General features: G+C 73.1%; 11 protein-coding genes. 4 read left to right on the forward strand and 7 right to left on the reverse strand.

All coding sequences use genetic code 11. The annotated features are described in order from the left end of the window. Positions 1 to 237: 237 nt before the first annotated feature. Positions 238 to 762: a C40 family peptidase gene (locus tag ACLQ2R_RS20545; RefSeq protein WP_425961994.1), complete on the reverse strand. Its 525-nt coding sequence runs from the start codon at positions 760 to 762 to the stop codon at positions 238 to 240. Between the two features lie 64 nt (positions 763 to 826). Between ACLQ2R_RS20545 and ACLQ2R_RS20550 the strand changes: the two genes are divergently transcribed. Beyond that, positions 827 to 1,402, forward strand: a complete 576-nt coding sequence (locus tag ACLQ2R_RS20550; protein ID WP_425962017.1) for a hypothetical protein — start codon at positions 827 to 829, stop codon at positions 1,400 to 1,402. A 763-nt stretch (positions 1,403 to 2,165) separates the two neighbouring features. Here ACLQ2R_RS20550 and ACLQ2R_RS20555 read toward each other — a convergent pair. Beyond that, on the reverse strand, positions 2,166 to 3,344 hold the full coding sequence (locus tag ACLQ2R_RS20555) for a Cmx/CmrA family chloramphenicol efflux MFS transporter (RefSeq protein ID WP_425961703.1): 1,179 nt from the start codon (positions 3,342 to 3,344) through the stop codon (positions 2,166 to 2,168). Between the two features lie 520 nt (positions 3,345 to 3,864). Here ACLQ2R_RS20555 and ACLQ2R_RS20560 point away from each other — a divergent pair. Continuing rightward, the gene (locus ACLQ2R_RS20560) at positions 3,865 to 4,254 is read left to right on the forward strand and encodes a response regulator transcription factor (protein ID WP_425961996.1); all 390 of its coding nucleotides are present in this window, start codon (positions 3,865 to 3,867) and stop codon (positions 4,252 to 4,254) included. 57 nt (positions 4,255 to 4,311) lie between these two features. Here ACLQ2R_RS20560 and ACLQ2R_RS20565 read toward each other — a convergent pair whose 3' ends face one another. Then, entirely contained in the window at positions 4,312 to 7,203 is a 2,892-nt protein-coding gene (locus ACLQ2R_RS20565; protein WP_425961705.1) for a helix-turn-helix transcriptional regulator, read from the reverse strand. Between the two features lie 248 nt (positions 7,204 to 7,451). Here ACLQ2R_RS20565 and ACLQ2R_RS20570 point away from each other — a divergent pair, with 248 nt between their 5' ends. Further along, complete coding sequence (locus tag ACLQ2R_RS20570; RefSeq protein ID WP_425961707.1) at positions 7,452 to 8,072, forward strand: LysE family translocator; 621 nt, start codon at positions 7,452 to 7,454, stop codon at positions 8,070 to 8,072. Positions 8,073 to 8,323: 251 nt separating this feature from the next. Here the strand turns inward: ACLQ2R_RS20570 and ACLQ2R_RS20575 are convergent, their stop codons facing one another. The 4 genes from ACLQ2R_RS20575 to ACLQ2R_RS20590 all read right to left on the reverse strand — a co-directional run bounded on the left by ACLQ2R_RS20575 (position 8,324) and on the right by ACLQ2R_RS20590 (position 12,838). Then, a complete protein-coding gene (locus tag ACLQ2R_RS20575; RefSeq protein WP_425961708.1) occupies positions 8,324 to 9,535 on the reverse strand; it encodes a hypothetical protein in 1,212 nt (403 codons plus the stop codon). Between the two features lie 30 nt (positions 9,536 to 9,565). Further along, positions 9,566 to 9,952: a Rid family detoxifying hydrolase gene (locus ACLQ2R_RS20580; RefSeq protein WP_425961710.1), complete on the reverse strand. Its 387-nt coding sequence runs from the start codon at positions 9,950 to 9,952 to the stop codon at positions 9,566 to 9,568. Between the two features lie 43 nt (positions 9,953 to 9,995). After that, entirely contained in the window at positions 9,996 to 11,105 is a 1,110-nt protein-coding gene (locus ACLQ2R_RS20585; RefSeq protein WP_425961711.1) for an alanine racemase, read from the reverse strand. A gap of 209 nt (positions 11,106 to 11,314) precedes the next feature. Beyond that, complete coding sequence (locus tag ACLQ2R_RS20590; protein ID WP_425961712.1) at positions 11,315 to 12,838, reverse strand: N-acyl-D-amino-acid deacylase family protein; 1,524 nt, start codon at positions 12,836 to 12,838, stop codon at positions 11,315 to 11,317. A gap of 289 nt (positions 12,839 to 13,127) precedes the next feature. On the opposite strand from ACLQ2R_RS20590, the gene ACLQ2R_RS20595 reads away from it, so the two are divergent. Next, positions 13,128 to 14,753, forward strand: a complete 1,626-nt coding sequence (locus ACLQ2R_RS20595; protein ID WP_425961713.1) for a glycosyl hydrolase family 8 — start codon at positions 13,128 to 13,130, stop codon at positions 14,751 to 14,753. Positions 14,754 to 14,797 lie beyond the last annotated feature (44 nt).

A 14,797-nucleotide genomic window follows, 5' to 3' on the forward strand; every position in this document is an offset into this window, starting at 1 on the left:
GTCGGGGCGGCTCAGTAAGGGCATGCGGTCGTTCCAAGAACACGCGACGGAGCAGGTTGTGATCGTTCGGGAGCAAGTGACGGAGTGAGACGTTTTGTGGCCGCTTCGGGGTACAGGGCCGAGAGGGGTGGCATTCCTCGGGGTGCGGCGGGATGAGCCGTGATCACTTCGAGGTACGCGGCGGGGTGAGCGATGATCGCCTCGTGCGCGGCGGACAGGTCCCGAAGGGACGACTGGTCAGTTCGGAGAGGGGCGGACGGCCCCCCGATAGCGGGAGCGATAGTAGGGCGAGGCGGCGAAGTCGACGGCCCTGACGACGTCACCGCGCTTGGGAGCATGGATCATGATTCCGTCCTTCAGATAGACGCCCACGTGGGTGGGGTCCTTGGCGCCTCCTCCAAAGAAGACGAGGTCACCCGGGCGGAGGCGGGAGAAGGGAACCTTTCGGCCCTGTCTGAACTGGGTGCCGGTGTAGTGGGCGAGCCGGGCTCCCGCCTTGGACCAGGCGTGCAGGGCGAGCCCCGAGCAGTCGAAGCCTCCACCGGTCGGACCCACGCTCGAACCGCCTCCCCAGACGTACGGTCTGCCGAGCTGGCGGAGCGCCGCGGCGGCCGCGATCTCCCCTCGGGTGGGAAGGACGCGTGTCCGCGAAGACGGCCACCTTCGTTGCGGGGGTGCCTGCCTCCGGGCGGCGGACGGCTCCCCCTTCGGCCAGACCGGCGACTTCCCGTTCGGCGAGGACGTCGGCCCACCGGGCGGCATCTCCCGTGTGCCGGGGGGTGTCTCCTTCCCACTCCGTGGGGCCCACGGCGGCCCACCGAGGAGCGTGGGGGTCGTCGGCGGGGCATCCGGCGTCGCGTCTTCCCCCGGCCACCCGTTCGCGGCCGTGGACCCCGTCGGCCGGCCGTTCTCGGCAGTGGATCCCGTCGGCTGTCCGTTCGCGGTCGTGGATTCCCTCGGCCACCTGTTCGCGGCCGTGGACTCCGCAGGCCGATCGTTCTCGGCCGTGAATTCCATCGGCCACCCGCTCACGATCGCGGACTCCGTCGACCGGTCGTTCTCCATCGTGGGCTCCGTCGAGCGGTCGTTCCCGGCCGGAGGCTCCGTCGGCCACCTGCCTTCCGGATCGGGGACGATCATTGGCCGCCCGGTATCGGTCCACGGAAGGAGTGACGGCCGGTCTCCGTCCGTGGCCGGAGGGACGGGCGACGAGAAAGACGGTGAAGACGCCGGAGATGTCGGAGATGTCGGAGACACGGTCCCGCAGGCGGCGGAGAAGACGGCGTACGCCTCCCGGGGAGGTCGGGTGGCGACGCCCGGCGGGGCGGCCCGCAGGAGCGGGGAGAGCAGGCGGATCCAGAGGTCGCAGACGGCTGCGGGGAGGCGGGGCACGGGGATCTGAGGGCTCCCCGTGAGGACCGCCGAGAGGATGGTGACGGTGGCGAGTTTCGTGATCACGCACGCCCTCCTGAGCTCGATGAAGGATCGAGGCCCCAGAATGCGCGGGAAGCGCTGATCCCCACGGAGCCGAATGCGATTCTGTGGAAAACCCGAGTGCTCCGAAGTTCCGCCCCACGGCGGGGATCTCCGGCGAGGACGTGCACACCCTGCCTGCAGGCTCGGTTGCCCCCAGATCAAAATGTCAACTAGGGTTGACGCATGAACGGTGGGAGACGGACGCCAGCCGGGCAGACGCAAGCCCGGGCTCGGATCGAGCGGGCTCGGAACCACCGCGTGACGCGCGGCGCCGTACCCCACGCCGAGGCTGCCTCGACCGCGGGCGCGCCCGCGCTCGTCACCCGCGAGGCCGTTCGGCGCCGCGTGGGTCGTCTTCGAAAGGACGGGCGTCTCGTCACCTGGCACAACGGCGGTACCGGCGGGTTCCGCACGTGGCTCGGGATCGACCGGGAGGCCGGTACCGGTGTCGTCGTCATGTCCGCGACCGCGATCTCGGTGGACCGCTCCGGATTCGCCCTGCTGGCGGAGCTCACCAAGGAGGTGGGCGGGACCGGGACGAATGAACCGGGAGTACGGGGGCGGCCGGTGCCATCGAGAAGGACCGGAGGTCCCGCGCGGACCGAAGGGACCGCGCGGGACGATCCCCGGCCTCCTTGAAGATCACGTGACGCCGGCGGATCCGGTGCGCGACCGTGCGGTGAAGGCGGCTACGCCGTGGCGAGGTCCTCGTGAGGTTCCGCCGTCCCGCGCCGGAGCAGCCGGGCTCCGCCGGCGGTGACGAGCGCGAGGGCCACCAGCGACGCGCTGACCCACAGTGGCGAGCGGTACCCGAGTCCCGCGCCGATGGAAAGCCCGCCGACCCAGGGGCCGATCGCGGCGCCCACGTTGAACGCGGCCGTGGCGAACCCCCCGGCCAGGGTCGGCGCCCCGGTCGCCGCGTAGAGCGCCTGTGAGATCAACACCGACCCGACGGCGAACGCCAGGGTTCCCTGGACGAAGACGAGCACGATCGCCGCCACCGGGTTCCCTGCGGTCACCGCGAACACCGCCCAGCCGGCGAGCAGGGCCACCCCGCCGGTCACCAGGAACGGGACGGGTCGCGTGTCGGCGACGCGGCCCCCGACGGTGACCCCGAGGAACGACCCCAGGCCGAAGAGCGCCAGCACGGCGGGCACCCACGCCGATCCGATTCCGGTGACGGTGGTGACCAACGGCGCGAGGTAGGTGAACGTGCAGAACGTCGCGCCGTTCACGAGGGCTCCCAGCAGCAGGATCACCAGGAGCCGCCGGTCGCGCAGCGAGCCCAGTTCCCCGCGCACGCTCGTACGGGAGGAGCCGGGGTCTCCGGCCGGGACCGTCCGCAGGATCGCGACGACGGCCGGCACCGACACGAGGGCCACCGCCCAGAACGCCGACCGCCACCCCCACAGCTGACCGAGCAGCGCACCGGCGGGAACGCCCACGACGCAGGCGAGGGTGACGCCACCGAGCAGGACGGAGGTGGCGCGGCCCTTGGCGTTCGGCGCGACCGTACCGGTCGCGGTCGCCAGGGCCACCGCCAGGAATCCGGCGCTCGCCAGCGCCCCGACGACCCGTGTGGCCACCAGTACCCCGAAGTCGGTGGTGACCGCGCCGAGGACGTGGACGAGCAGGAAGACGACCAGGAACGTCAGGAGCGAGCGTCGTCGTGACCGGCGCAGGCTCAGGATCGCCATCAGCGGCGCGCCGACGATCATCCCCGCCGCGAACGCGGAGGTCAGCAACCCGGCGGCCGGGATGGACACGTGCATGTCCCGTGCGATGTCCGGTACGAGGCCGGACAGCATGAACTCGGACGTTCCCTGGGCGAAGACCGCCAGCCCGAGCATGTATACAACGAATGGCATGAGAAGACTCCGCGATCACATCGTGGATCGGCAAGGGAGCGGTGGGCCGCGACGCCACCCGCGTCGGCGCCGGGAGACGGACCGTCCGACCGGGGGCGCGGCCACCGCGTGGAAGGACCCGCCGGCGTCACGGAGGTGACGCACGGCTCGGGTCGGACACGGCCCGCCCTACGGTGATCCGGTGGCAGTGGTCGCGGACGGCAACGATCGCGGCCTCGACGGCCACGGAGCTTCGACGCGACGACGTGGGCGGCCACCGGACGACCGGTGGCTAGAGTCTTGACGCCTCGGGGCTGGACATGGGCGCAAGCTAACAACTCCGGACACGTCTTGTCCAACCGTTTGACCACGACCCGGGGCGGGTTCCCGTCGCCCGCGATCCGGGTACGCGGACATCCGCGGAAACCCGCGTGGAGAGGCGGTGGGGCGATCGGCCTCACGCCCGTGGGATCCGCGGAAACCCGCGCGGAGAGGCGGTGGAGCGATTAGCCTCACGCCCGTGGGAGAGGTTCTGGGCAGGGTGTTGGTAGTGGATGACGACGACGTCATCCGGCAGCTCATCGCGGTCAACCTGACCCTGGAGGGGTTCCAGGTCGACACGGCCTCCGACGGGCAGGACTGCCTCGATCGGGTGCTGGACGTGATGCCCGACGTCATCACGCTGGACGTCATGATGCCCCGTCTGGACGGCTGGATGACCGCCACCAGGCTGAGGAACGGTGCGAGGACCGGCCACATCAAGGTGGTCCTGATCACCGCGAGGGCGCAGGAGGACGACAAGCGGCGAGGCCTCGGGATCGGGGTCGACGCCTACCTCACGAAACCCTTCGACCCGGCCGAGCTGATCCAGGTCGTACGGGATCTGGCCTCGACGGCGCGGACCGCGCGCAGCGGCCGGAACGGCACCTGACCGCCGCGCCTCACCGGAACGCCCTTCGTGTCACGCCGGACGCCTTCGTCCCGGCCGTCAGAGAAGATCGTCCCTGTGGGCCACGGCCGCGGCCTGGGTGCGGGAGGAGACGCCCAGTTTGGCGAGAATGTTGGAGACGTGCACGCTGACCGTCTTCGGCGCGATGAACAGCCGCTCCCCGATCTCACGGTTGGGCAGTCCCTGCGCCACCAGGGCCAGCACCTCGCGCTCGCGGGCGGTGAGCGGCGACGGGCCACCGGGGGCACCGGGAGACCTGGGGGCACCGGAGGCACCGCGGGCTCCGGGAGCACCGCCCGGCTCCTCGGCGCCCGCGGGCGATCGTGCGGAGGAGAGGCGGGCCCTGCGGCCCAGCTCGGCCAGGGCCGCGGCGAGCGGCTCCGCGCGCAGGGACGCGGCGGCCTCGACCGCGAGCTCCCACTCCCTCTGCGCCTCGGCACGGTCCCCGGCGGCGAGCAGCGCCTCGGTCAGCCTCAGGCGCGAGCGCGCGACCTCGTAGACGAACCCGAAGTCGAACGCCTCGACCACCGCGCGCCACGCCGCGACGTCGAGGCGGCCGTGCGCGCGGTGCCATTCGGCCTCGGCCCTGGCGAGCCAGGCCAGGCCCTCGGGCCCGAGCGGGCCCCGGCGGACCGATCCGGGGCCGATGGCCGCGGGCGTGCGGGCTCGCTCCAGGAAGGCGTCGGCCTCGCCGGGACGTCCCAGGTCGGCCAGGGCCCACAGGGCGGTGCCGCTGAGCCGGATCGCGGCGGGGTCGTTGCCGGGAAGGCCGTCGAGTGCCGCGCGGGCGTGTTCGAGGGCGGTCCCGGCCTCGCCGTGCCACAGGGCGTGCTCGGCGGCCAGGCCGCGGGCCATGGCGTTCACCAGGGGGTCGCCCGGCCAGAAGTGCTCCAGCCAGGACAGGCGTTCCTCGACGACGGGCAGGCCCCTGGCGACCTCGACGAAGAGCGCGAAGGACGACAGGAGTGCCTCGGCCGGGGTGCCGACGCGGACGGCGAACTCCGAGGCGACCTTCTCGGCCGCCTCCCACTCCCCGGCGACATAGTGGATCAGCAGGCGCAGGAAACGCAGGTCGGTGCCGAAGGTGCTCCAGTTGAGCCCGGTCTCGTGGGACAGCCGCAGCCCCCGGTCGGCGGTGACCGCGGCCTCGGCGAGGTCGCCGATCTCGTACTGGACGCGGGCCTGGTTGAAGATGGCCCGCAGGTCGACGGCGAGGTTGCCGGAGCTCTCCGCGGTGGCGCAGGCGAGCAGGTCCTTGGCCCGGGGGATGTCGTCGGCGAGCGCGGCCAGCGCGGCGAGCGTGATCAGCGCGCTGGTCTCGGCGTCGGCGGCGCCGCTCGCGCGGGCCACCTCCAGGGCACGCGTGGCCATGGGCTCGACCTCCTCGTGCCGCTCGCTCCACTGGAGCGAGCGGGCGTAGGTGGCGAGGGCCCTGGCGAGCGGGGCCCCCTCGGGGGCCGTCTCGACCGCGGCGTGCGCGGCGACCATCGCCCCTTCCAGGTCGTCGACGTCGATGAGGATGTACGACAGCCGCTCGTTGATCTCGGCGGAGGGCGGGAGCCGCCGCAACTGGGAGACCGCCCGGTGGTTGTCCCCGCTGTCGGCCGCGGCGGTGGCGCTGCGGACCGCCAGGCTCACGTGGTCGAGCCCGGCCCTGTGCTCGGCGTCCGGCACCCGGTCCCACAGGCCGAGCGCCCGGTCGAAGTGACGGTGCGCCTCGGCGGGAGCGCCCAGCCGCTCGGCCCTGCGCCCGGCCTCCACGGACGCCGCCAGCGCCTCGGGCAGGTCGTGCCCGGCCAGGTAGTGGTGGGCGAGCTCGGCCGCGGAACCTTCCCTGGCGGTCAGCAGGCGGGCGAACTCGCCGTGCATCCTGGTCCGCTCGCCCGGCAGCAGGTCGTTGTAGACGGCCTCCTGCAGGAGCGCGTGACGGAAGGCGTAGCCGTAGTTCCCGTCGGGGCGGAGCAGGCCGCGCGAGACGATCTCCCGCATGGCCTCCTCGAAGGCCAGGTCGTCCAGGCCGGAGGCCCGCTGGAGCAGGTCGTGGTCGGCCCGGCGGCCCGCGACGGCCGCGCCGCGGAGCACCCGCTGCGCGGGGTCGGAGAGCAGCTCGGTGCGGGAGAGCAGCAGCCCGGCCAGGCCCTCGGTCATCAGGGACCCGTCGGAGGCGGCCTCCAGCAGCTCCTCGGCGTAGAACGGGTTGCCCTCGGCCCGGTCGACCACCTCCCCCATCACGCGCGGGTCGGTGCCGCCGAGCGCGGCCAGGTAGTCGGTCATGTCGTGGCGGTCGAGAGGGCTCAGCTCCACCGAGGTCACCGAGGGCAGGCGGTTGAGCTCGGCGAGGACCCGGCGCATCGGGTGCCTGCGGTGGAGGTCGTCGGTGCGGTAGGTGCCGACGAGGCAGACGCGCTCGGTCTGCAGCATCCGGCTGAGGAAGACCAGCAGGTCACGCGTGGACTGGTCGGCCCAGTGCAGGTCCTCCAGGACCAGCAGCACGGGGTGCGCGGACAGGAAGCCGAGCACCGAGCCGAAGAGCTGCTGCTGGTTCAGGGCGGAGGTGCTCTCGCTGCCCGGGTCGGTGCCTCCGGGCAGCAGCCTGCCCAGGACCGGCCGCGCGTCGAGTGCCGCGCGGAGCTCCCCGCGCGCGGAGCGCAGGGCGTCGGCGAGCGGGAGGTACGGCAGGGCGTCACCGAGCTCGGCGCACTGCCCGACGAGCACGGCGAACCCGGCGGAGGCCGCCCGCCCGGCCAGCTCGGTGATCATCCTGGTCTTGCCGATGCCCGCGTCACCGCCCAGCAGGGCGACCCCGGCCTGTCCGGCGGCGGCGGCGTCGAGCACCTCGGTCAGTCGACGGAGCTCCGCGGATCTCCCGATCAGCGCGCTCCGCGTGCTCTGCCACCCCACGTCGGCGAGTATGGCATGCGGCTCCGACACCCACGGACGAGCACCGGCGGCCGGCGACCTGGCGGCTCGATACTCGCGGACGAGCGTTGGGGCCCGGCGGTCCGGCAGCGGAACCCAAGGGCTCGACGGTCCCGCAGCCCGACAGTCCGGCGAGGCTCGTCGGTCCCGGCGGGGGGGCTCGACGCGCCCCAGGGCCTCCGGAGGGGCCGATTGGTCCACCGCGGCGACCGCGCATTGGCCCTGACCCCGGCCGTCCTCCCGACCCTAGGGTCGGGGACATGATCTCCCCATCCACGCTGCTCGTCTTCGCGGTGGCGTCCCTGGCCCTGGTCCTGGTGCCGGGCCCCAACCACATCTACATCATCACCCGCGCCGTCTCGCAGGGTCGCGCCGCGGGCGTGGCCAGTGCGTTCGGCGTGGAGGTGGGCACGCTGGTGCACATCGCCGCCGCGGCGGCGGGTCTCTCGTACGTGGTCGCACGCTCCGCCACCCTGTTCAACGTGATCAAGTGGGCCGGGGTGGCGTACCTGGTCTACCTGGGTGTCCGGGCGCTGACGAGCAGGCAGGAGCTCGCGGCCGAGGAGGCCGCGCCGCAGCCGCTGCGGTCGGTCTTCTTCGAGGGCGTCGTGGTCAACGTGCTCAATCCCAAGGTGATCCTCTTCTTCCTGGCCTTCCTCCCGCAGTTCGTGGAGCCCGAGGCGGGCGCGGTGCCGTTGCAGATCGCCGTCCTGGGCGGGACCCTGCTGTTCCTGGGCCTGGTCTCCGACCTGGTCTACGCCCTGACCGCGGACGCCCTCGGCAGGCGGCTGCGGACCCGGTCGACCATGATCGGCAACCTCAGCGGGGTCGTCTACCTGGGCCTGGGCGTCGCGACCGCACTCGCCGGCCGCTCCACCTGAGGGAACCGCTTCCTCCACCTGATGGGGCCACTCCCCCTGAGAGTGCCGTTTCACCGGAAGAGGCCGCTCCACCGAAAGAGGCCGTTCCATCCGACGGCGCGTAGGCCGCCATGATCGGGCCGATCTCGATGTCCGGGTCCGCCTGCCGGGTCAGGGAGGCGACGCCGCGGGAGACGTTGACGATGCGGGGCGACGCCGAGCGCCGCGGCAGCCTGGACCCCGGGACGAGGTCCGGCCGGGCGGCCCCCCGCTCAGGCCGGCAGCGCGCCCGGGATGCGGTCCAGGATCGGGTAGGGCAGCAGCCCGTACGCGTAGAAGTCGACCGCGTCGGCGCCCGCCGCCCGTACGGCGCGGACCTTGGCGGCGAGGCGTTCGGCCGAGTCGGTGTCGGGAAGGCCGGGGCGCAGCACGACCCGCAGCTCCCTGTCCTTGCCGGTCGAGCGGCGGTAGGCGACCACGTCCTCGGCGACCCTGGCCGCGTCGCGGGCGTAGGCGAGCACGCCGAGCGAGGGCACCAGGTCTCCCAGGGCGACCAGGTCGACGCCGAGCTGCCAGGAGTCGTGCGCCGCGAGCCCGGAGGAGGGCAGGCCGTCGCCGTACCCCTTGACCGCGCCGGTGGCGTCCAGGAAGACGAGCCGCGAGCCCTCGGCGGTGACCGCGGTGGAGACGTCGGAGACCAGCGAGGTCACCGTCTCCGAGCGGGCCCGCGCGTACGCGACCACCTCGGGGCCCGCGTACGCGGTCAGTGCCGCGCGGGTCACCTCGCCCTGCGCGGGCTGGGCGCCGTCGAGCACCGCGCCGACGATCCTGGAGCACTCCTCCCGCGCCACCTCGGCGTTGACGCCCAGGTCGGCGGCGCGGCGCATGCAGAAACCGCAGAAGCACAGGCCGAGCAGGAACGCGTCCATCGGCCCGAGCGGGACGAAGCTGCGCTCGTGACGACAGCCGTGGCCGAAGGTGCCGAAGTGCAGCGCCTCGGCCACCACGCTGTCGACGCCCTGCCTGGCCACGGCCCGGCCCAGCGCCACCGCGTACAGGCGCACGTCCGGGTGGGAGGGGCACAGGTCCGCGGGCGAGCCGCGGTCGCCGAAGCAGTTGCGCACGGTCACGTCGGGCTCGGCCAGGCCGAGCGTGGCGTTCCGCAGGAAGACGGTCCAGCCGTGCAGGGCCAGCCCGCGCCCGGCGGTGGCCTCGCGCAGCGCGGCCAGCGGCTCCTCGGCGGCCCCGTCCTGGAGCGGCGGGGCCAGCCGCAGCTCGTCGAAGAGGTCGGCGGGCGGCGTGAAGTGCGCGCCGTCCCGGCGGATCGTCACCCGGGAGCGGCCGTGCGGGGTGACGTCGCGGGCGCGGTGATAGGCCGCGGCCACGGTCACCCCCCGCACCCCGTACCCGGTGATCCGGTCGAGGACCGCCTCCAGGCCCTCCCCGCGTACGTCCTCGACATAGACGTATAGCGAGCTGTCCAAGCCGTCGCCCTCCCTGAAGTCGGTCAGACTCTAACGCGGCCGGTGGGCCACGAAGTCGATCTCGACGAGGATGTCCATCAGCTCCGAGCCGACGGTCGTGCGCACCGGGTAGGGGCGGGTGAAGTACGACTTGTAGACCTCGTTGTAGGCGGCGAAGTCGCGCTTGAGGTGCTGCAGGTGCACGGTCGACTTGACCACGTCGTCGAAGCCGAGTCCGTGCGCGGCCAGGACCGCGCCGAGGTTGCGCATCACCTGGTGGGTCTGCTCGGCCACGTCGGCGCCGACGACCTCCCCGGTCTCGGGGCTCAGCGGCCCCATGCCCGAGGTGTAGACGAAGTCGCCGACCACCAGGCCCTGCGAGTAGGCCCCCACGGGCGCGGCGCCCTCGTCGGTCCGCAGTTCCTGCTTGGCGCTCATATCGGGACACTCCTCAGCGGTGAAGGACACGGAACAAGAAAGGTCAGAAGCAGGTGTTCAGCAGGCCGACGACGACGTGGTCCTCGTCGACCACGGGCATGACCCGCCACTTGTCGAAGGCGGTGCACGGGTGGGAGATGCCGAACGACACCAGGTCACCCGGTCTCACCGGCGACCCCGGGGCCAGCTCCAGGAGCGTGTGCTGGTCCTGGACCCTGAGCACGGTCGCGTCGGCGACGGCGCCGCGCGGGATCGGCAGGCCCTCGTCGAACGGCGCGTCCCGCTTGCCGAACCCGACCACGGCCAGGCCCGGTTCGGGGACGCTCAGCACGTGTGCCCAGATCTCCAGGGCCGCGCGCAGCTCCCCGTCCATCCGGGTGTACGGGGTGCGCTCGCGGTAGTAGCCGTCGTCGTGGGAGACGTAGGCGCCGCTGCGCAGCATGACCCTGGCCTGGCAGGTGACGAGCTCGCGGCCGATCACGTCGAACCACTGGCTGCCGCCCACCGACAGGATCGGGTCGCGGACCCGCAGGTGCTCCAGCGCCTCCAGCAGCCGGTGCAGGTAGGCCCGGACCTCACCGGCCGAGCCCAGCGACCCCTCGTACCCGGCGACGCCCGCGAGTTCCACGCCGTCGGCCGCCTGCGCCGCCGAGGCGACCTCCAGCAGGTGCTCCAGGGTGCGGCTGCCGCCCCGCCCGCCCGGGTGGCCCAGCTCGGCCAGCACCCGGAACGGCCTGGGCCCGGCGTGCCGGGAGAGCGTCTCGACCCCGGCCGCCGAGTCGACGAAGCAGAGGAACTCGAACGTCTCGTCCCCGGCGAGGTCCGCGGCCAGCGCGTCGAGACCGGCCGGGTCGAAGACCTGGTTGGCCAGCACGATCCGGCGGACGCCGAACTCGCGCAGGGTGAGCGCCTGGCTGGGGGTGGCGACCGTCATGCCCCACGCGCCGGCCTCCAGCTGCGCCGCGACCAGCTCGGGCGACATGGTGGTCTTGGCGTGCGGGGCGAAGATCATCCCGTACTCGCGGGTGAAGGTCGCGAGGGTGGCGATGTTGTGCTCCAGCGCGTCGCGGCGGGCCACCATCACGGGGAAGGTGAACGCCCCGCCGAACAGTGACGCCCCCACGGCCCCGCCGGGGTCCACGATCCCCTTCACATGCCCGCTCCTGCCTGTGCTCGCCCCGGGGCCGGTGGCCGGGCCGCCGATGTCCGGGCATGGGAGATCACGTCCCCCTCGTCCGCCCTGAGGACCCTATCCTCACGGCGCCCCCTGCGGGGACGGGTCCCGGCGACCGCCGCGGGGTCCCTGGTACGGGGGTCGCGCGGAACCCCGGCGACCCGCGCGGACCTCTCGGGGGACGGGTCTCAGGGTCGCAGGGCCCTGCCCGGGGTGGCTCCGGTGAGCCGTCCCGCGGCGAGGACCGGCACCCCGCGGACGAGGACGTCGCCGACGCCCGTCGCGAGCGTGCGCGGCGCGGCGTAGGTCGCCAGGTCGGCGACCCCGGCGGCGTCCAGGACGGCCAGGTCGGCGACCTGCCCGGCGCGGACGAGGCCGCGGTCGCGCAGGCCGAAGCGGCGGGCCGGGTGCGAGGCGAGGTGGACGACCGCCTGCTCCAGGGTCCAGTCGCCGGTCTCGCGCACGTGGTGGCCGAGCATCCGGGCGAACGCCCCGTACGCCCGGGGGTGCGGGTGGCCGCCCACGTAGATGCCGTCGGAGCCACCGGTGTGGGCCGGGTGGCGCAGGATCGCGCGGACCGACTCCTCGCCGCCCGCGCCCTCGTCGGGGCGGGCCACCACGCATCCGGCCTCCAGCCGGGTGTCGATCAGGATCCGGCGGCAGAACTCCCCCGGCTCCAGACCGGCCCCGGCGGCGGCCTCGGGCAGGGTCAGCCCCTCGGCCCACTCGGCGCCGGGCACGTGCGAGAAGGTGATCCTGGGCCAGAGCGTCTCGTCCCACTCGACCGGCCGGGAGTCCAGCATCTCCAGCGCGCGGCCGGTGTCGGCGGCCGGGATCCACGCGGGCAGCGCGAGCATCGACAGGATCGTGCTGCCGCGCAGGTAGGGGTAGGTGTCGAAGGTGACGTCCAGCCCTCGCAGGCGGGCCTCGTCGACCAGCGGCAGCAGCGTGGCGGCCGGGCCGTGGTAGTGCGAGACGTGCACGGCCGCGCCCGAGCGCCGGGCGATGTCGGCCACCTCGGCCATCCCCTCCGGGGCCGCCGCGCCGTAGGCGCGCATGTGCGTCACGTACGGCAGGTGGTCCAGCGGCGCGCAGAGGGCGGCGAGCTCGGCGGCGTCGGCGTAGCGTCCCGGGGCGTACTCCAGGCCGCTGGACAGGCCGACCGCCCCCTCGGACAGGCCGCGCTCGACGCGGGCCAGCATGGCGGTCAGCTCCCCGGCGGTGGCGGCGCGTTCGGCGGCGCCCATCACGTCGTGCCGGATCGTGCCGTGCGGCAGCAGGTAGGCGGTGTTCAGCGCGGTCGCCCTGTCGTAGCCCGCGAGCAGTTCGGCGACGCCGAGCGGCCCGTCGGCGAGGGGGTGGGGGCCGTTGATCGCGGCGAAGTACCGGGTGACGTAGGCGAAGGTCTCCGGGGTGGCGCAGGGCGCGTAGGAGAGCCCGTCCTGGCCGAGCACGAACGTGGTCACCCCCTGCCGGAGCGCGGCGAGCTGCACGGCCGGGTCCAGGACGAGGGCGTCGCCGTGGACGTGGCAGTCGACGAGGCCGGGCATCACGTGGCGTCCGGCGGCGTCGATCGTGATCGCGGCCTCGGCGCCGTTCAGGCGGCCCACGGCGGTGATCCGGTCCCCGGTGACGCCGACGTCGGCCCGGTGGGCAGGGGCCCCGGTGCCGTCCAGTACCCGGCCGCCACTGATCAACACGTCGAACGACATGCCCGGATTCAATCACCCGGCGACCCCCCGGCACAGCCGAACGTCGCGTTCCCGTCCGGGGCCGTCCACCGCCCGGACCTGGGACGCATCCGTCTCGTCCGGGAATCCGAGCCTTTCACCCCTTGACGATGGATGGTAGGAATGGAGCATCTTTCGCTAGTTAGGAACCTTTCCTAACTAGATGATCGCAGAGAGGGCACCCCCTGTGCATGCGAGACCGCGTCTCCGACGTCTCCGACACCCCTCGACCGTTCTCATCCTGGCCCTGGCGTCGGCACTGATCGCGTCGGTGTTCGTCCTGGTGGCCCCTCCCGGCCTCGCCGCCGACTCCCTGCTCTCCCAGGGCCGCCCGGCCACCTCGTCCTCGAACGAGGACGGCACGCTGCTCCCGGCCGCCGCGTTCGACGGCTCCCCCGCCACCCGCTGGGCCTCCGCCGAGGGCCACGACCCCGAGTGGCTCCGCGTCGACCTGGGCGCCTCCGCCAGCGTCTCCCGGGTCAAGCTGCTCTGGGAGGCCGCGTACGCCACCTCGTACCGGATCGAGGTCTCCCCCGACGGGTCGGCCTGGACGCAGGTGTACGCGACCACCGTCGGCAACGGCGGCACCGACGACCTGACGCTGTCGGGCACCGGCCGCTACGTGCGGATGTACGGCCTGTCCCGGGGCACCCCCTACGGCTACTCGCTGTATGAGATGGAGGTCTACGGCACCCGGGGCGGCGTCACCCCGACCCCGACCCCGACGCTCACCCCGGCCCCGGGCGGCCCGGCCGTGCCGTTCGGCTCCCACAGGATCCCGTACGCGGCCGGGACGCTGCGCCCGGGCGGCCCGGTGGCGGCGCTCGACCAGAAGGTGATCGACTACTACCGGGCATGGAAGGCCGCCTTCGTCAAGCAGAACTGCGGCAACGGCTGGTACCAGATCATCTCCCCCGACGCCGACCACCCGTACGTGGCCGAGGCGCAGGGCTACGGCATGGTCGTCACCGCCACGATGGCCGGAGCCGACCCCGACGCGAAGAAGATCTTCGACGGCCTGGTGAAGTACGTGCTGGCCCACCCCTCGTCGATCACCCCCGGTCTGCTGGCCGCCGAGCAGAACACCGCCTGCCAGAGCGTCAACGGCGGCGACTCGGCCACCGACGGCGACCTGGACGTCGCCTACGGCCTGCTCCTGGCCGACCGGCAGTGGGGCAGCTCGGGCACCTACGACTACAGGAGGCTCGCGATCGCCCACATCAACGCGATCAAGGCCGGTGAGGTCAACCCGGCCACCAAGCTGATGAAGCTGGGCGACTGGACCAGCGCGGGCGACCAGTACTACTGGATCAGCCGCTCGTCGGACTGGATGATCGACCACTTCCGGGCGTTCCGCAAGGCCACCGGCGACGCGACCTGGGACACCGTCCGCGTCAACCACCAGAACCTGATCGCCTCCCAGCAGGCCGTGCACGCCCCGAACACCGGCCTGCTGGCCGACTTCGTGGTGAACACCGACACGACCGCCAAGCCCGCGCCGGGTCAGGTGCTGGAGGACGCCAACGACGGGAAGTTCTGGTGGAACGCCTGCCGCGACCCGTGGCGGATCGGCAACGACGCGGTGACCAGCGGCGACTCCAGGTCCCTGGCGGCCGCGCGCAAGCTGAACACCTGGATCAAGAACAAGACCGGCGGGAACCCGGACAACATCGCCGTCGGCTACTCGCTCGGCGGCACCCAGATCTCCGGCGGCAGCGAACCGGCCTACTTCGCCCCGTTCGCGGTGGCGGCGATGACCGACCCCGGCAGCCAGGCGTGGCTGGACGCCCTGTGGAACAAGATGCTCGCCACCCCGTTCACGGCGGACGACTACTACTCGACCAGCATCCAGCTCCAGGTCATGATCACCGTGACCGGCAACCACTGGGTGCCCTGACCCGCACGCGCACCGGAGCGGCCCCCGTCCCCGGACGGGGGCCG

Origin of the sequence: Streptosporangium sp. DT93, assembly GCF_049844535.1 — a bacterium.
GTDB lineage: Bacteria > Actinomycetota > Actinomycetes > Streptosporangiales > Streptosporangiaceae > Streptosporangium.

Excerpts from the sequence above, each read along its gene's own strand:
- ACLQ2R_RS20545 (WP_425961994.1), bottom strand. The coding sequence starts at position 762 with ATGCCGCCCGGTGGGCCGACGTCCTCGCCGAACGGGAAGTCGCCGGTC.
- ACLQ2R_RS20555 (WP_425961703.1), bottom strand. The coding sequence starts at position 3,344 with ATGCCATTCGTTGTATACATGCTCGGGCTGGCGGTCTTCGCCCAGGGA.
- ACLQ2R_RS20570 (WP_425961707.1), top strand. The coding sequence starts at position 7,452 with ATGATCTCCCCATCCACGCTGCTCGTCTTCGCGGTGGCGTCCCTGGCC.
- ACLQ2R_RS20580 (WP_425961710.1), bottom strand. The coding sequence starts at position 9,952 with ATGAGCGCCAAGCAGGAACTGCGGACCGACGAGGGCGCCGCGCCCGTG.
- ACLQ2R_RS20590 (WP_425961712.1), bottom strand. The coding sequence starts at position 12,838 with ATGTCGTTCGACGTGTTGATCAGTGGCGGCCGGGTACTGGACGGCACC.